Here is a 17,185-nt window from a genome sequence, read left to right on the forward strand (position 1 = left end):
CGGAGTGGTGGGCGGCTCTGTGATCCGGGCCGGGGTCCGGGTCAGCCGTGGTTGCCGAAGAGCGAGCGGCGCAGGCGTCTGAGCGGCGCCAGGAGCGAGACCTTCGCGGTCCTGCTCTGCCTGGTCGTCGCGCGGTCGCGCGCGGTCAGCTCCCGCATCAGCAGGGTCGCGTTCTCGACCTCCCGCTGCGGCAGGGCGGGTCCGCCCAGCACCGCGAGATGGCGGTCGAGGCGCGCACTGGTCGCACCGCTGTTGCAGTTGATCGCAGGCACTCGAGGCCTGCCGCGCATTGCTATCTGATCCATCGAAACTCCCCACCCGTACGAGGCACCCCGGCCCAGGCAGAGTAACCCTACCGCCCCATTCCGTCACCCGCGCATCGGCGGGCCGTATTCACCACTCCGTCAAGGGCGTTGACGAACCTGGCGTGAACCTGCCGTCACTGGGCGCTAGTTGACCCGGGCCGGAATGCGCGGAACGGGAGGCAATCACGCTCCGTTGCGGTACATTCACCCCGAATTGCTCTCTTGCGGGAGGGGGCCCGTCGATGAGCGGGAATTCCGGAGCCGGGTACGGCGACCAGGGCGATCGGGTGGTGGCGGACCGGTACCGGCTGCTGGACCGGCTCGGCCAAGGTGGTATGGGCGTGGTGTGGCGGGCGCGGGACGAGGTGCTGGACCGCGAGGTGGCCGTGAAGGAGGTGCGGGCCCCGGCCGGGCTGCTCGACCACGAGGTGCGGCAGCTCTACGCCCGGATGGAGCGCGAGGGCCGGGCGGCGGCCCGCATATCGCACCCCAATGTCGTCACCGTCTACGACGTGGTGGCCGAGGACGGCCGCCCCTGGATCGTCATGGAGCTGATCCGGGGCCTTTCCTTCGCCGATGTTCTGGAAGCACAGGGCTGCGTCACGCCCGCGCGCGCGGCGCACATCGGCGCGGAGACGGTCGCCGCGCTCCGGGCCGCGCATCAGGTGGGGGTGCTGCACCGCGACGTGAAGCCGGGCAACGTGCTGCTGGCGAACGACGGCAGGGTGGTGCTCACCGACTTCGGGATCGCGACGGTCGCGGGCAGTTCGGCGCTGACGAGGACCGGTGAGCTGGTGGGCTCGCCCGAGTACCTGGCCCCCGAGCGGGCGCTCGGGCGGCCGCCCGGCCCCGCCTCGGACCTCTGGTCGCTGGGGGTGACGCTCTATGCGGCGGTGGAGGGCTTCTCGCCGTTCCGCCAGGACACCCCGCTGAACACGATCCGGGCCGTGGTCGACCAGGAGCTGCCGCCGCCGCGCGGCGCGGGCGCGCTCGCGCCCGTACTGGAAGGGCTGCTGCGCAAGGAGCCGGAGCGGCGGCTCGGCGCGGCCGAGGCGGAGCGGATGCTGCGCGCGGTCGCGGAGGGCACCGCGGGGGCGGGCGCCCCGCCCACCGTCTCCCACGCGCCGACGGTCCCGGCGCGCCCGGCCGCACCGGCGCCGCTCGCGGCCACCGGAGGAGCCCACACCCCTCCCCAGGGCTTCGGCCCCGCGCCCTCCGGTCCGCCGCCGGGGCCCGAGCCCGAGCCCGACGGGCAGCACCGGCGGACCGTCACGGTGCTGATCGTCGCCGCCCTGGTCGCCGCGCTGCTGGTGGGCGGCCTGGTGTGGGCGCTCGCCCGCGAGGGCGGCGGCTCCGGCGGCGCGACGTCCGCCGGCGGGGCCTCCTCGGCCGACGGCCACGACGCGGGCGCGCCGCCGGCCGCCGGCCCCGGGAGCTCCGCCGCCTCCCCCGGCGACTCCGCCGGCTACGGGGTGCGCGTCACGGTCACCGCGCAGCGCGACCAGTACACCGGCGCCTGCCCGCCCCCGGCGGGGTCCGCGCCGGCGTTCAAGGCGTACGTCGCCGTGGGACGCACCCCGGTGGACGTCGTCTACCGCTGGGTGACGGGCAGCGGTAAAGTCGCGGACGGCGGCTGGCGGACGCTCCACTTCACCTCGGCCCGCACGCAGACCCTGAGCCATGTGGAGTCGGACCGCGACCCGTCGGACGCGGGCGACGACTGGATCGCCGTCGAGGTGAAGAGCCCGCAGCAGCTGACCTCCTCTCATGTGTCGTTCACGGTGCGCTGCGACAAGCCGTCGACGGGCGGCCCGTCGGCCTCGTCGAGCCCTTCGGGGTCGCCGAGCCGGTCACCTTCGGCGGGCGGATCGACCCCGGGCGGCGGCGGATACGGCGGGACGTACGGCGAGACGGCTCCGTACGGCTCAGGCGGCTGAGGCGAAGACCGGCAGATAGCCCTGCGCCTGGCCGGCGGCGGTCGGGTGGTAGGACTCGTCGGCGGGCAGGGTCACGCTGTGGAGCCAGGGGCTGCCGGAGCAGAGCTCGTGGCCGCCGAAGGTGGAGTTGACGTCGGCGAAGGCGAAGCCGTGGTCGGCCGCGCGCTTGGCGATGACGGTGTCGATGTCGTCGGCCGCGGCGTTGATCGCGGATCTCTTGGCCTCGCTCAGGCCGCCGAAACAACTCCCGTCGAGTTTGTAGAAACGGGGGTAGCCGATGACGACGACGCGGGCGGAGGGCGCCCTGTCGCTGATGGCGGAGTAGACGCCGTCCAGCTGGCCGGGCAACGTGTTCTCGATGTAGTCGCGGGCCTGGGCGATCCGGTCCAGGCAGCCGCTGTCGCTGCTGAACACGCAGGTCGTCATGGTGTCGGCGAAGCCCGCGTCGTTGCCGCCGATGGTGATGCTGACGAGCCCGGTGGACGAGTTGAGCGGGTCCAGCTGGCTATTGAGAACATCACCCGTTCGGGCGCCCGAGCAAGCGGTGAACGCGAAGCTCGCGGGGGCGTGTTGGGCGGCCCAGAGCGCGGGGTACGCCTTGGTGCTGCGCTTGCAGGAACCGCTCCCGGAGTCGTAACTGCCGGCTCCCACACCGGCCGAGTAGGAGTCACCGAGCGCCACATAGCCGGTAGTTGCTGCCTTCTCGGCGGACTGGGCGGGTCCTGCGCCGAGGAGGGCGAGGGTGGCGGTGAGCGCCAGCGCGGATACGGAACCCACGACTCTGTTCAGCTTCATGGAACCTCCTTTACCAGGGGCGCTACTTACTCCGTAGTAGCAGTCGCCCTCATGCGACGGAAGTGTCCATGACAAGAACATGGAAAAGGTGAATGCTTGACGATCGTCTCGTGGAGATCTTCTGACGGATCGACAGATTCCGCTCGGAGCCGCCCTGACGGAAAGACTCCGGTTCGCTCGCCTATGGCGTAACCGGAGTCTGTTTGCACGGCCTTCACATCTTGACGTGCCTCCGCCGATTGCGCGACATTGAAACTTGGCATCCGGCGCTTCGGGGGGCAAAGTCGCCAATGCAGAGCTTCACTGATCCCACCGGTCTCACTGATCCAACTGGTCCAACCGGCGTGAGCGAGCTGACCGATCTGTCTGAGCTTTCCGAACCTGACGAGTCCTCCGGGTCCGCCGTCGGACCCGCCGGGCCCCGCGCGCCCGCCGAAGCGGCCGCCCCGGCCCAGGAGTACACCGGCGCCGGCGGGATACCGTCGGCCGGGGACTCCCTGCCCATGATCGCGGGAGCCGCCACGACCATCGCGGGGGTGGGCGCCGCGCTCGCGCTCGCCGACATCGGCTCGCCGCTGCGCGCGCCGTTCACCCTGTTCTTCCTGATAGTCGCGCCGGCCTGTGCCATCGGAGCCGCGCTGCGCGGCCTCGACCCGCTCAGCCGGTCCGTGGTGGCGGCCGGTGGCGCCGTCGCCGTCGACCTGCTGATCGCACAGGTCATGCTCGCGCTGCACACCTGGACAGTGCGGGGTGGCGTCGCCGCCGTCGCGGCCGTCAGCCTCCTCCTGTTCCTGCTGGCACACGCGCGGCGGCGGGGCCGCGCGGCGAAAAGTCGGGCTTCCTGAGGTGAACATCAGCGTGTACCGGCCCGGCGAGCTCACCGCGGCCGACCGGGCGGCCTGGTCCGCCCTGCAGTCGCGGGCCGTCGAGGACGGCTCGCCGCAGCTCGCGAACCCCTTCCTCGCACCGGAGTTCGCCCTGGCCGTCGGCCGCTGCCGGCACGGGGCCCGGATCGCGGTCGTGCGGGAAGAGGGCGAGCCGGTGGCCTTCTTCCCCTACCAGCGGTCGCCGATGGGGGTGGGCCGGGCCATCGGCCTGGGCGTCTCGGACGCCCAGGGCCTGATCCACCGCCCCGGATTCCAGTGGGACGCCCGGGAGTTGCTGCTCGCGTGCGGGCTCTCGGTGTGGGAGTTCGACCACCTGGTGGAGGGGCAGAAGCCCTTCGAGGTGGGCGCCTCCGGGTCGTACGGCTCGCCCGTGGTCGATGTCGAGCAGGGCTTCGACTCCTATCTGGCGGCGCTGCGCAAGCAGTCGCCGAAGTTCACCCGCACCACCCTCGCCAAGGAGCGCAAGCTCGGCCGGGACGTCGGCGAGGTGCGCTATGTGCACGACGAGCGCGACCCGGCGGTGCTGCGCACCCTGATCGGCTGGAAGTCCGCGCAGTACCGAAGAACGGGGCGCAGCGACCGCTTCGCGCGGCCGTGGATCTCGCATCTGGTGGAGCAGCTCTTCCACACCCGCAGCGCGTCGTTCGCGGGGCTGCTCTCGGTGCTCTACGCCGGCGGCCGGCCGGTCGCGGCGCACTTCGGGCTGCGCTCGGGTCCGGTGCTCGCCTGCTGGTTCCCGGCGTACGACCCGGCGTTCGCGAAGTACTCGCCGGGCCTGGTGCTGCACCTGCGGATGGCCGAGGGGGCCGCCGCCGCGGGGATGGCCTACCTGGACCTGGGCCGCGGCGAGAAGGCGTACAAGAACTCCCTCAAGACACGTGAACTCAGCGTCTCCGAAGGGTGGGTGACGCGCCATCACCCCGTGGCGCTGGGGCACCGGGTCCGGCGCGCGCCGGTGCGGGCCCTGCGCAACACGGTGCTGGCGCGGCCGGAGCTCTTCGAGCGCGCGGACCGGCTGCTCAAGCGCATGGGGCGGTTCCGCGCGGGGAGTTGAGGCGCGGGGGTGCGCCCCCGAAGTGCGCCGCCGACGGCGCACTTCGTCAACCGGACGTGTGAAACGGGCGCAAAAAACACCCAAAGGAGGAGTCACCGCACCAGCTCTTGCCATACAGTCTCAACCATCAATACCGTCGTACATCCACCCGCATCGGCCCATCGGTTTCAGCGGCTCAAGGGGAGGGCTCGAGCGCCGCGATGGTGTCCGGGGCGGGGCGCGGTGGGGGGTGCCGCGTTCGGTAGTCACGGTCGCAGAGTCGCGTACCGCGCGATCGGTCTTCGCTGTCAACTCACCCTGGCCGTACGGTGCTTCACGCATCGGCGGGCGAGGCGAGTACCCCCTTTTCGAACCGGATAAGCCACTGGACCGCCGGGGGGCGGTCCACCGGACGAGAGGGAAATCCGACTCATGAGTTCTTTCCTTCGCCCTGCGACAGATCAGGAGCCGGCACCGGCCGGCCATTACCGCCCGGTGAGCTCGCATCTCGCGATAGCGCCACCGGTGAGCGTCGTCATCCCGGCCATGAACGAGGCGGAGAACCTTCCGTACGTGTTCAAGACGCTGCCGGGGTGGATCCACGAAGTGGTCCTCGTGGACGGCAATTCGACCGATGACACCATCGCGGTCGCCCGGGGGCTGTGGCCCGACGTCAAGGTCGTCGAGCAGCGCGGCAAGGGCAAGGGCGACGCACTGATCACGGGTTTCGCGGCCTGCACGGGCGAGATCATCGTGATGGTCGACGCGGACGGCTCCGCGGACGGCAATGAGATCGTCAGCTATGTCTCCGCGCTCGTCGGCGGCGCGGACTTCGCCAAGGGGTCCCGCTTCGCCAACGGCGGCGGCACCGACGACATGACGCCCATCCGCAAGCTCGGCAACCGCGTCCTGTGCTCCCTCGTCAACCACAAGTTCGGCGCCCGCTACACCGACCTGTGCTACGGATACAACGCCTTCTGGAAGCACTGCCTGGACGACATCGCCCTGGACTGCGCCGGGTTCGAGGTCGAGACCCTGATGAACATCAGAGTCGTCAAGGCGGGCCTGCGGGTCCAGGAGATCCCCAGCCATGAGTTCGTGCGCATCCACGGCACCAGCAATCTGCGTGCCGTGCGCGACGGACTGCGGGTCCTGAAGGTCATCCTCAAAGAACACGGCGCCCGCCGCCGGCGCCCGCACCGCCTCGCCATCGCACCGGCCGCCAACCGCAGGGAAGTCTCTTGAGCAGCCCACCCGACCACCGCCCGGCCTGCGTGCCGGACGTCTCGGTGGTCATCTGCGTCTACACCGAGGACCGCTGGGACGACATCCTCGCCGCGGTGGCCTCGGTGCGCGACCAGTCCTGGCCCGCCCTGGAGACCCTGGTCGTCGTGGATCACAACGCCGCGCTGCTCCGCCGCCTCGCCAAGTGGTACGGCGACGACGGCGCCGGTGCGACGGCCGGGGTGCGGGTGCTCGCCAACGCGGGCCCCCGCGGCCTGTCGGCGGGCCGCAACACCGGCATCGCCGCCTCCTCCGGCGAGGTGATCGCGTTCCTGGACGACGACGCGGTCGCCGAGCGGGAGTGGCTGCGCCACTTCGCGCGGGCCTATGCCGACCCCCGGGTGATGGCGGTCGGCGGCCGCACGGAACCGGTGTGGGAGTCCCGGCGCAGGCCGGCCTGGTTCCCCGAGGAGTTCGACTGGGTGGTGGGCTGTTCCTATCGCGGCCTGCCGCCCGGCCGGGTCCAAGTGCGCAACGTCCTCGGCGGCAACGCCTCCTTCCGCAGGTCGGCGTTCGCGCTGGCCGGCGGGTTCGCCAGCGGCATCGGGCGGGACGGCGACCGGCTGCCGCTGGGGGGCGAGGAGACGGAGCTGTGCATCCGGCTGACCCGGGCCATGCCGGAGGCGGTGCTACTGATCGACGACCGGTCGGTGATCCACCACCGGGTGCCGGCCGTGCGGGAGCGCTTCCGCTATTTCCGTACGCGGGCGTATGCCGAGGGGCTGTCCAAGGCCCTGGTCACCCGCAGTGTGGGGGCGCAGTCGGGGCTGTCCTCGGAGCGCCGCTACACCACGCGCGTGCTGCCCGCGGGCGTCGCGCGCGGTGTGCGGGACGCCCTGCTCGGCAGGCCGGGCGGCGCGGGCCGGGCCGGGGCGATCGTGGCCGGGCTCGCGGCGACGGTGGGGGGCTATGCCCTCGGCAGCGTCCGGGCGCGCCGCGGCGGGGTCCGGTTCGCGGTCGCGGAGGTGCCCGGGGGCGGCACGGCGGCGGAGGAGCCGCACGGTGGACACGGTCCGAACGGCCCGGCAGCGGGCCCTCCCGCCGAGGAGGCCGGCGCATGAGTGCGGACCGGGTGCCGATACTGATGTACCACGCCGTGGCGGACTCACCCGCCCGGGCGACGTACGGCCTGTCGGTGTCCCCCGACTCGTTCGCGGGACAGATGCGGCTGCTGGCCGAGCGCGGGTTCACCCCGCTGACGGCGGAGCAGCTCGCCGCCGCCTGGCGCACCAGCGCCGCGCTGCCGCCGAAGCCGGTGCTGATCACCTTCGACGACGGCTATGAGGGCGTGCACCGGCACGCCCTTCCGGCGCTCGCCGAGCACGGCTTCTCCGCGACGCTCTTCGCGTCCACGGGGTGGCTGCGCGGGGCGCACGAGACGGGCGGCGCACTCGACCTGATGCTGACCTGGGACCAGGTGCGGGAGCTGGCCGCGGCCGGGGTGGAGATCGGCGGGCACAGCCACACCCACCCCCAGCTCGATCAACTGGCCGATGAACAGCTGTGGTTCGAGGTGCAGCGGTGCCGGGAGATCCTTGCGGGTGAGCTGGGGCGCGCACCGGTGTCCTTCGCCTATCCCTACGGTTATTCCGACCGCCGGGTCCGGCGCACGGTCCGGGCGGCGGGCTTCAGCGTCTCCCTGGCCGTGGGCAACACCCTCGCCGCGCGTCCGCAGGGGCCGTACGCCCTGGAGCGGGTGACGGTGCGGCGTTCGACCGGGCTCGGCGAGTTCGAGCGGCTCGTCGAGGGGCGGGCGCTGGGCCGGCTGTTCGTCCGGGACCGCACCCTGACCAAGGGGTACGCCATATATCGCAGAACCCGACAAGTCGTCAGGAAGGCAAGCGAAGCCCGTGTCTGACACGTCCACCCGCACCGAGGAACGGGAGACGGAGGGGCCGGCCGGCCGCAAGCTGCGGCTGCCGGGGCGGGGCGGCGGGAGTCCGCTGTTCCGCAACGCCTTCGCGCTGATGCTCAACACGGGCATCAGCGCCGTACTCGGCGTGGGGTACTGGCTGGTCGCCGCCCGGTACTACTCCGAGGAGGCGGTCGGCCAGGGCTCCGCGGCCATCGCCGCGATGAAGCTCCTCGCGGGGCTCACCGCGGTCACCCTGACGGGGGCGCTGGCCCGCTTCATCCCCACCGCCGGACGGATGACGGGACGGCTCGTCTTCCGTACGTACGCGGGGAGTTCGGTGGTCGTCGCGCTGGCCGCGACGGCCTTCCTGCTCACGCTCAACCTGTGGGGCCCGTCGTACCGCTTCCTGCACGGGCCCCTGCACGGCTTCGGCTTCGTGATCGCCGTCGCGGCCTGGTCGGTGCTCACCCTTCAGGACGGGGTGCTGACCGGGCTGCGCAGCGCGTTCTGGGTGCCGGTGGGCAATACGGTCTTCTCGGCCGTGAAGCTGGCGCTGCTGGTGGGGGTGTCCGCGGCGCTGCCGACGTCCGGGGTGTTCGTCTCCTGGGTCGTCTCGATCGGCGTCTCGGTGGTGCCGCTGGGGTGGCTGGTGTTCCGGCGGCTGGTGCCGCGGCACGTGGTGGCGACCGAGGCGACGGCGCGGACGGCGTCGTACCGCGAGATGGGGCGCTTCCTCGCCGGGGACTACACCGGGTCGCTGTTCTCGCTGGCCGTGGTCTATCTGGTACCGGTGATCATCGCCTCGCAGGTCAGCTCCACCGACAACGCGTATTTCTACATCACCACCACCATCGGCGGCACCACGAACCTGCTCGCCATCAACATGGGCGCCTCCCTCACGGTCGAGGGGTCGCACGACCCGGCGCGGCTGGCGGAGAACTGCCGGGCGGCGCTGCGCCGGATGGCGAAGATCATGGTGCCGGTCTGTGTGCTGCTGTTCGTCCTCGCGCCGTACATCCTGCGGGTCTTCGGCCAGGGGTACGCGGACGCGGCGACGCCGCTGCTGCGCTGGTTCGCGGTGGGGGCGGCGCTGCGGGTGGTGATGGAGACCTACTTCGCGGTGCTGCGGGCCCAGAGCCGCACGGCCGGACTGGCCTATCTCCAGGGCCTGTTGTGCGTGCTGGTGCTCGGTCTGACGCTGCTGCTCCTGCCCCGGATGGGGCTCACGGGCGCGGGCGTCGCGGAGATCTCCAGCCTCGCGGTGATCGTCTCCGTCTCCGCGGTCAAGCTGCGCCGGATCCTCAAGGCGGCGGCGCCCCCGCTCGGCGCCCCGGTGGCGTACGCGCCCGATGTGGCGCCGGACGGCGACCTCGCCGATCTCGCGGTGCGCGGTGACCGCCGGGACGGCCCGCGTGACGGGCCGCGCCCGGCCCGGCGGGGCATCGGGCGCGCCTTAGGGTCCCGGACGGCCTCGGACGGCGGGCAGCGCGAGGGCGGGCGGTACGGCACGCGCTGGGCGCTGCGGGCGGCGCTCGACGCGGACACGATGCCGCTGGGCGTGCGGCTGGACTTCGACCACCTGGAGCGGCGCCCTGACCTCCGCCACACCCCCGACGGCGTCGGACTGGCCTCGGTGCCGCCACCGCTGCCGAAGCCCGCGGCCGACGACGAGACGGCCTCGGCCGAGCCCGTGGCGAAGCTCGCCGCGACGGCGCCGCCCGAGGCCCGGCCGGTGCCGGTCGCGGCGCGGCCGCCCGTGCTGAAGGCGCCCGCGGCGGCAGCGCCCGTGATGCCCGCGCGCGCGCCCGCGGCGGCCGTGGAGGGCCCGCTCCCCCGCCCGGCCGCCCCCCGGTGGTGGCGGCCCGAGGCGGGGATCTGGCTGCTGTTCCTCGGCGCGCTCGCGCTCTACTGGACACCGCTGGCCTCCCTCGGCGAGTCCGGCCTGGACGGCATGGGCGGGCTCGGGCTGATCTCCGTGCTGCCCGTGGCGACGCTGGTGGGCACCGCCCTGCTGGTGACCTCGTTCGCGGCCGCGCTGGCGCTGCCCCGGCAGCGCCGCTGGCTGCTGACGGCGGTGCTGCTGCTGACCGTCGTGTCCCTGCACGCCGCGCCCGCCGTGCTGGAGGCGCAGCCGCGCTTCGCGACGGCGTGGCAGCACCTGGGGTTCATCGACTTCATCGACCGTACGGGGGTGGCGGCGCCCGACCTCGACGCCCGCTGGAGCTGGCCGGGCTTCTTCGCCCTCGCCGCCTTCCTCGCCCGGGCCTGTGGGGTGAGCGACCTCGGCGAAGTGCTGCGCTGGTGGCCGCTGGCCGTGCAGCTGCTGAGCCTGGCGCCGCTGGCCCTGCTGCTGCGGGCGGTGCGGGCGGGCTGGCGGGCGAAGTGGACGGCGGCCTGGCTGTTCGTGCTGTGCGGCTGGGTGGGCCAGGACTACTTCTCCCCGCAGGCCCTCAACTACCTCTTCTATCTGCTGTTCGTGGCCGTGCTGCTGGTGTGGTTCCGCTGGCCGAGGCAGCTGCGCGGCAAGCTGCTGCCGGGCGAGGCGGAGGTCGTCCCGGCGAGCCGCGGCGAGCTGGGGGTCCTGCTCGCGGTCGTGCTCGCGCTGTTCGCCGCGTCGGTCGCGAGCCATCAGCTCACCCCGTTCGTGATGCTGGGGGTCCTCACCGCGCTGGTCGTCACCCGGCGCTGCACGCTGCGCGGACTGCCGCTGCTGTGCGCGGTGATGCTCGCGGTGTGGGTCGGCTTCCTCGCGGAGCCGTACTGGTCGGGCCACTTCAACGAGCTCTTCGGCGGTCTGGGGTCCCTGGGCGGCAATGTCTCCTCGTCGGTCTCGGGCCGCATCGAGGGCGGCAGCGCCACCCACAAGCTGGTGCTGTACGTCCGGGTGGCGCTGGCGGGCGGGGTGCTGGCGTTCGCCGCGCTCGGCTGGTGGCGCCGCCGCCGGTCCGGGATCGGCGATCTGGCGCTGCTGCTGCTCACCGCGGTGCCGTTCCTCGCTTTCGGGATGCAGTCGTACGGCGGTGAAGTGGCCCTGCGGGTCTTCCTGTTCGCGGTGCCGGGCGCCTGCGTCCTGGCCGCGCTCGCGCTCTTCCCCCGCCCGCGCGCGACGGTCCGCGCCGGCGTGCTCGGTCCGGTGGCCGCGCTGCTGGCCGGGCTCGTCCTCGTCTTCGGCTTCCTGGTGGCCCGCTGGGGCAACGAGTCCTTCGAACGGGTGCGGCCCGGCGAGGTCGCCGCCATGGACTTTGTGTACGCGCACGACAAGCCGACCGTGCAGCTGCTGTGGATGAGCAACGACACCGTCAAGAACGTCACTCCGGCCATGCCGTGGGGCAGCCGCGACATGGAGCGCGTGCTGTACGAACCGACGCTCGCGCCGCGCGACCCGGCCCGGGTGGACGACCTGGTGACCGCCCTGCGCAAGGCCGGGCCCCGGGCGTACATCATGGTCAACCGCGGCCAGTCGGTCTATCTCCAGCTCGACTCGGGCTACGCCCCCGACTGGGACGACCGGATGCGCCGCGCGCTCGACGGCCGGCCGGAGCTGCGGCGGGTGCTCTCCAACGAGGACGCGGTGCTGTACGAACTGAAGACCCCGCCGGCGGGCACGGCCCCCCAGCCCCGACCGGGCCCGCCCGGGCCCCGTGTGACGTGGACGCCGGTGTCGGTGGTCGGTGCGCTGGCGGCGGTGGCGCTGCTGCTGCTTCTGTCCGGGCGGGAGTTGCTGCGAGTAGTAGGCCGCCCCGGAGTCCGCCAGCTCCGCTGGCTCCAGAGCACGTACTGGTTCGCGCTGCCGCTGCTCGTGGTCTTGCTGGTATCACTGGCGGTCCGCATGGCGACGATCTCGTAGCGGCCAGCCCGTCCGGCGTTTGAGGACCGGGGTCTGGGGCGGAGCCCCAGTTCGGGAAGGGGCGGGGCTGGGGAAAGAGCGTCAGCCCAGCCACTGGACGTCGTACGGCCCGAGATTGAGCGTGTGACCGTCCACCGTCGCCGTCAGCGCTCGATTCTGCGTGTTCACGACCAGAATCGTGGCATCGGAAGCGAGCACCCTGACCGTCCCCCCATCCACCCCCGTCACACCCACGGAGTGAAACCGCGTACCCGGCGGAAACGCCTTCGCGAACCGCGCCAGAAGATCCAGCATGGGCAACCCCGAGCCGCCGTCCGGCAGCTCCGTGCTGCGCCACAGGCAGCCGGGGCAGTCGGCCGTCGTCCCCTCCGGGTTCCAGTAGAAGGCCGTCGCGGCCCCGGCGGTGGCCAGCTGCTGCATGGCCGTCGCCTGGACGGCCGTGCGGTGCTCCTCCGTCCAGCCCCTGCGGGCGTCGTTGGCGTCGGGCGGCTCGACGTACCACTCGGACCACCACACGGGCAGGCCGGTGGTCCTGGTCAGCCAGCCGGTCACGTCGGCGAACTTCTGTGTGGCGCCGAACTCGTCGGGCAGGAGCCGGTCGTTCTCGCGGGTGTAGCTGGCGCCGTCGACCGCGACGAAGTCGGCACCCTTCTTGTGCGTATTCCAGTAGGAGATGGCGTCGACGGAACGCTGGTCGACGGAGCCCCAGGGGCCGCGCACGGACGAGGCGTTGGTGGCGTTGTCGGGGGGATGGCTGTCCATGCTGATGTAGGGGCCGCCGACGAGGTTGTTCGCGTTCTGCTTCTTCAGCTCCGCGTAGACCAGGTTGTAGAGCTGGGTGTAGCCCTCGTAGTCCCAGCGGTTCCTGGACTCGTCGAAGAAGCCCTTGAACTCGTTCCAGACGACGAAGTGGTGGATGTCCGGATAGCGCTTGGCGATGACCCCGGCGAGCTGGGCGAAGTCCTTGTAGTGGCCGGCCAGGGGCGCCATCTCCAGGGATTTCTGGGCCCAGTTGGTCTTTCCCGCGGTGCCGCCCTTCATCCAGTCGGGGGCGCAGCAGAGCGTGAGGACGGGGGTCGCGCCGGTCTTGCGCATCAGGGCGACGCGCCGGTCGAGGTCGCCGAAGTTGTACGAGCCCGGCCGGGGCTCGGGGTTGTCCACGCCCCAGCCCATGATGTGCTGGTTCTGCGGCATGGGGGAGGCGGCGAGGAGCTTGGCCGCGGCGTCGCGGGCGCCGTCGTCGCCGTGGTCGGCGCTGTACTGGGTGTGGGTGAAGCCGAAGCCGAGGGCGGTGCGGCCGCCGCCGCCCCGGTCGCCGTCGGAGCCGCCCGGCCCGCCCGTGCCGCCGGGCCCGCCGCCGCCCTCCCATCCCCCGCTGAACACCGTGACCAGCAGCGCCAGCGCCAGAACGCCGCTCACGAGCAGTGCGGCGACCCGCCACCGCCCTGTCCGAGAAAAAAACGCCCGACGTGTCCCATGACGTGCCATCACGGGCAAGAGTATCCGCGGGTGAATCGAAGTGGGCCTGCTTCCGCGCGAACGTCCGGGGAAGCGCGGAAAACCTGTGTGCGCAAGAGCGGCCGGTGCCGGATCATGGGCGGCATGTGTGCCGACCTCCGTCCCGAAGCCAGGAGGCAGATCCTGCCCGCCGACCCGGCCCCCACCCCTGCGGAGAAATCCCTGCCGCTCCGGCTGAACGTGGACGACAGCGACTCGCCGTCCGATGTCATCGACGCGCTGTTCCTGGGCCGGTTCGCCACCGGGGAACAGCCGTACGCGCACAGCCGTTCCGTGGACCGCGTGAAGCCCGGGGCGTCGCTGCTGCCGCCCGCGGCGAGCGTGGTGCGCGCCGCGCGGGACGACGACCGCAGCGCGACCCTCGCCGAGGGCGAGGGGTGGACTCTGCTGATCTCCCGCTGGAACCGGGGCGCGGATGTGTCCGTGACCGCGACCAGCGACGACCTGGCGAAGAAGGTGCTCGGCCAGGCCGTGGACGGCGCGGAGGACGAGCCGGAGCCGCAGCCCGAGCACGTCACGATGGGTTTTTGGTATGTGTCGCCGCGGCGCGGCCCGCACCGCACGACGCGGCAGATCTCGGCCGGCACATGGCAGGAGGTCCGGCCCAACTACACGGCGCCGGTGGCCGACGCGATGGACCGGCTGATGAAGGTCACCCCGGACGACATCGCGGGCCGGCTGCTGCTCCTGCACGGCCCGCCCGGCACCGGCAAGACGTCCGCGCTGCGCACGCTGGCCCGGTCGTGGCGGGACTGGTGCCAGGTGGACTGCGTGCTGGATCCGGAGCGGCTGTTCAACGACGTCGGCTATCTGATGGACATCGCGATCGGCGAGGACGACGGCTCGGCGAAGGGCCGCTGGCGGCTGCTGTTGCTTGAGGACTGCGACGAGCTGATCCGCGGCGAGGCGAAGCACACGGCGGGGCAGGCGCTGTCCCGGCTGCTGAACCTCACGGACGGGCTGCTGGGGCAGGGGCGCAATGTCCTGGTCGGGGTCACCACGAACGAGGATCTGGAGCGGCTGCATCCCGCGGTCGTCCGCCCCGGCCGGTGCCTCGCCCGCATCGAGGTCGGCCCGCTGACCCGTAAGGAGTCCGTGGCCTGGCTCGGCCGGGAGGAGGGCGTGGGGCGCGACGGCGCGACGCTCGCGGAGCTCTTCGCCCTGCGGCGGGGTGTGGGACCGGCGTCGGTGCCGCTCCAGCAGGACGGGTCGGACGCGGGGCTGTATTTGTAGGCGCGGCCGGCGAAGGGCCGGGGAGTCAGCTGCCGTACGCCGCGCGCAGCGCCTCCTCGGCCGCGGCCAGTGCCGCGGCCCGGTCCAGGCCCAGGCGGTGCGCACGCTGTGCGAAGACGGCCGCGGCTGCCGCCGTCTCCCGCGCCGCCACGTCGCCCGGCGCGGCCACGAACGTCCCGTTCCGGCCCCGTGTCTCGATGACCCCGTCCGCTTCGAGCGCGCGGTACGCCTTGGCCACCGTGTTCGCCGCCAGGCCCAGTTCCTCGGCGAAGCCCCGTACCGTGGGCAGCTTGTAGCCGACGGGCAGCGCGCCGGAGCGGGCCTGTTCCGCGATGCTCGCGCGGATCTGCTCGTAGGGCGGTTCGGCCGCGTCGGGGTCGACGTTCAGGTGCAAGGCCACGGTGGGGCTCCCGGTTCGGCGAAGGGTTGTGTCACCCATTGTGCGTCAGGGAGTCCCACCGTGCCCGGGTGGTGCTAAGCGCTTCGCTGGAAGTCCGGTACGTCAGCTGCGGGTGGTCCGTGGCTGGTCGCGCAGTTCCCCGCGCCCCTTCGGGGCACTGCCGAACCGCACCGGACTTCACTGGGCCCGCTTAGAGCTCCAGCGAGGCGCCGTAGGTGGTCAGCCAGGTGTCGAGGCTGAGGACCAGCTCGGTGGTGGACTGGAACGCCTCTCCGTTGCCCTGGGTGAGCGAGCCGGTGACGGCCGCGGTGTCGAGCAGGGCGTGGACGGGCTTGTTCTTGTCGGCGAGCACGCGGCGCAGTTCGCCGCGCAGGACGTCGGGGTAGCGCGGGTCCTGGGAGCTGGGGTAGGGGCTCTTGACGCGGTCGGCGACGGACGCGGGCAGCAGGTCGCGGGTGGCGGCGCGCAGCAGGGACTTCTCGCGGCCGTCGAAGGTCTTCATCGCCCAGGGGGTGTTGAAGACGTACTGGACGAGGCGGTGGTCGCAGAAGGGCACGCGCACCTCAAGGCCGGTGGCCATGCTGACGCGGTCCTTGCGGTCGAGCAGCAGCTGCACGAAGCGGGTGAGGTGCAGGTAGCTGATCTCGCGCATGCGGCGTTCGAGGCCGGTCTCGCCGGCGAGGCGGGGCACCTCGGCGAGGGCCTCGCGGTAGCGGGCCTCGCGGTAGCCGGCCAGGTCGATCTTGTGGAGGAGGCCCTGGTCGAGGAAGTCGGTGCGGTCGCCGCTGCCGTCGCCGGAGACGGTGTCGAAGATGCGGGCCGTGAGCCAGGGGAAGGTGTCGCCGTTGACGGCGTCGGCGTCGTGGAACCAGCGGTAGCCGCCGAAGACCTCGTCGGCGGACTCGCCCGACAGCGCGACCGTGGAGTGCTCGCGGATCGCCTTGAAGAGGAGGTAGAGGGAGGTGTCGACCTGGCCGAAGCCGACGGGCAGGTCGCGGGAGTGCAGCACGGCGTCGCGGTGGCCGCGGTCCATCAGGGTCGCGGTGTCGAGCACGATGTCGGCGTGGTCGGCGCGCACGTGCTCGGCCAGCGCGTGGGCGAACGGGCCGTCGGGGGTGCCCCGCAGGTCGCTGGCCTTGAAGTTCTCGGCCTGTCCGGCGAAGTCGACGGCGAAGGAGCGCACGGGGCCGTGGCCGCCGTCGGCGAGGCCCTTGGCGGCGAGGGCGGTGATGACGGAGGAGTCGAGTCCGCCGGAGAGCAGGGTGCACAGCGGGACGTCGGCGATGAGCTGGCGGGAGACGATGTCCTCCAGCAGCTCGCGGACGTGGCCGACGGTGGTGTCGAGGTCGTCGGTGTGCTCGTGGGACTCCAGCGCCCAGTAGGCGCGTTCGGTCAGTCCGCCGCGGCGCACCCGGACGGTGTGGCCGGGGCGCACCTCGCGCATGCCCTTGTAGATGCCGTGGCCGGGCGTCTTGGTGAAGGCCAGCATCTCGGCGAGGCCCTCGGCGTCGACGACGGGGCGGACGGCGGGGTGGGCGAGGATCGACTTGGGCTCGGAGCCGAAGATCACGCCGTCGGGGGTGGGGTGGTAGAAGAGCGGCTTGACGCCCATGCGGTCGCGGACGAGGAGGAGTTCCTCGGTGCGCGGGTCCCAGATGGCGAAGGCGTAGATGCCGTTGAGCCGCTCGGCGGCGGACTCGCCCCATTCGAGGTAGGCGTGGAGGACGACCTCGGTGTCGCTGGTGGTGCGGAAGGTGTGGCCGCGGCCCTCCAGCTCGGCGCGCAGCTCACGGAAGTTGTAGACCTCGCCGCTGTAGGTGGTGGCGAGCAGGGTGCGGCCGTCGTGCTCGATCAGCATCGGCTGCTTGCCGCCGTCGAGGTCGATGATGGACAGCCTGCGGTGCGCCAGCGCCGCGTGGGTGTCCAGCCAGACGCCGCCCGCGTCCGGGCCGCGGCATATGTGGGTCTCGTTCATCGCGTCGAGCGTGCCGCGCGCGGTCGAGAGGTCCTGGTCGTACGCGATCCATCCGGTGATGCCGCACATGCTCGCGGTGTACCCCTTCGCTAGGCCGCCCGGCGGTCTGCCCTCCG

General features: G+C 72.4%; 13 protein-coding genes. 8 read left to right on the plus strand and 5 right to left on the minus strand.

Features of this window, described 5'->3' with window-relative positions; all coding sequences use genetic code 11:
- Positions 1-41 precede the first annotated feature (41 nt).
- Entirely contained in the window at positions 42-305 is a 264-nt protein-coding gene (locus ABD269_RS32895) for a hypothetical protein (RefSeq protein WP_344123896.1), read from the minus strand.
- A gap of 242 nt (positions 306-547) precedes the next feature.
- Between ABD269_RS32895 and ABD269_RS32900 the strand changes: the two genes are divergently transcribed.
- Entirely contained in the window at positions 548-2,242 is a 1,695-nt protein-coding gene (locus ABD269_RS32900; RefSeq protein ID WP_425573031.1) for a serine/threonine-protein kinase, read from the plus strand.
- Here the strand turns inward: ABD269_RS32900 and ABD269_RS32905 are convergent.
- Positions 2,231-3,037 carry an SGNH/GDSL hydrolase family protein gene (locus ABD269_RS32905; protein ID WP_344123899.1) on the minus strand — a complete coding sequence of 269 codons (807 nt, stop codon included), beginning with the start codon at positions 3,035-3,037 and terminating at the stop codon, positions 2,231-2,233. The genes ABD269_RS32900 and ABD269_RS32905 overlap by 12 nt on opposite strands.
- A gap of 344 nt (positions 3,038-3,381) precedes the next feature.
- On the opposite strand from ABD269_RS32905, the gene ABD269_RS32910 reads away from it, so the two are divergent.
- The 6 genes from ABD269_RS32910 (at position 3,382) to ABD269_RS32935 (ending at position 11,943) form a co-directional block, all read left to right on the plus strand.
- Entirely contained in the window at positions 3,382-3,882 is a 501-nt protein-coding gene (locus tag ABD269_RS32910) for a hypothetical protein (RefSeq protein ID WP_344123901.1), read from the plus strand.
- Position 3,883: 1 nt separating this feature from the next.
- Positions 3,884-4,978: a GNAT family N-acetyltransferase gene (locus ABD269_RS32915; RefSeq protein WP_344123903.1), complete on the plus strand. Its 1,095-nt coding sequence runs from the start codon at positions 3,884-3,886 to the stop codon at positions 4,976-4,978.
- A gap of 411 nt (positions 4,979-5,389) precedes the next feature.
- Entirely contained in the window at positions 5,390-6,202 is an 813-nt protein-coding gene (locus tag ABD269_RS32920; protein ID WP_344123905.1) for a glycosyltransferase family 2 protein, read from the plus strand.
- A complete protein-coding gene (locus ABD269_RS32925; protein WP_344123907.1) occupies positions 6,199-7,302 on the plus strand; it encodes a glycosyltransferase family 2 protein in 1,104 nt (367 codons plus the stop codon). Before ABD269_RS32920 ends, ABD269_RS32925 begins: the two co-directional genes overlap by 4 nt.
- Positions 7,299-8,099: a polysaccharide deacetylase family protein gene (locus ABD269_RS32930; protein WP_344123909.1), complete on the plus strand. Its 801-nt coding sequence runs from the start codon at positions 7,299-7,301 to the stop codon at positions 8,097-8,099. The genes ABD269_RS32925 and ABD269_RS32930 overlap by 4 nt, the downstream gene beginning before the upstream one ends.
- Entirely contained in the window at positions 8,092-11,943 is a 3,852-nt protein-coding gene (locus tag ABD269_RS32935; RefSeq protein ID WP_344123911.1) for a lipopolysaccharide biosynthesis protein, read from the plus strand. The genes ABD269_RS32930 and ABD269_RS32935 overlap by 8 nt, the downstream gene beginning before the upstream one ends.
- A gap of 81 nt (positions 11,944-12,024) precedes the next feature.
- Here ABD269_RS32935 and ABD269_RS32940 read toward each other — a convergent pair whose 3' ends face one another.
- Entirely contained in the window at positions 12,025-13,431 is a 1,407-nt protein-coding gene (locus ABD269_RS32940; RefSeq protein WP_344123913.1) for a glycoside hydrolase family protein, read from the minus strand.
- Positions 13,432-13,545: 114 nt separating this feature from the next.
- On the opposite strand from ABD269_RS32940, the gene ABD269_RS32945 reads away from it, so the two are divergent.
- Entirely contained in the window at positions 13,546-14,694 is a 1,149-nt protein-coding gene (locus ABD269_RS32945; RefSeq protein WP_301888543.1) for a DUF5925 domain-containing protein, read from the plus strand.
- Between the two features lie 25 nt (positions 14,695-14,719).
- On the opposite strand, the gene ABD269_RS32950 is transcribed toward ABD269_RS32945, so the two are convergent.
- Together ABD269_RS32950 and asnB are read right to left on the minus strand one after the other, a co-directional pair.
- On the minus strand, positions 14,720-15,094 hold the full coding sequence (locus ABD269_RS32950) for a GntR family transcriptional regulator (RefSeq protein ID WP_344123916.1): 375 nt from the start codon (positions 15,092-15,094) through the stop codon (positions 14,720-14,722).
- A gap of 190 nt (positions 15,095-15,284) precedes the next feature.
- Complete coding sequence (asnB, locus tag ABD269_RS32955; protein WP_344123918.1) at positions 15,285-17,138, minus strand: asparagine synthase (glutamine-hydrolyzing); 1,854 nt, start codon at positions 17,136-17,138, stop codon at positions 15,285-15,287.
- Positions 17,139-17,185 lie beyond the last annotated feature (47 nt).

Source organism: Streptomyces blastmyceticus (genome assembly GCF_039521185.1).
Classification (GTDB): Bacteria; Actinomycetota; Actinomycetes; order Streptomycetales; family Streptomycetaceae; genus Streptomyces; species Streptomyces blastmyceticus.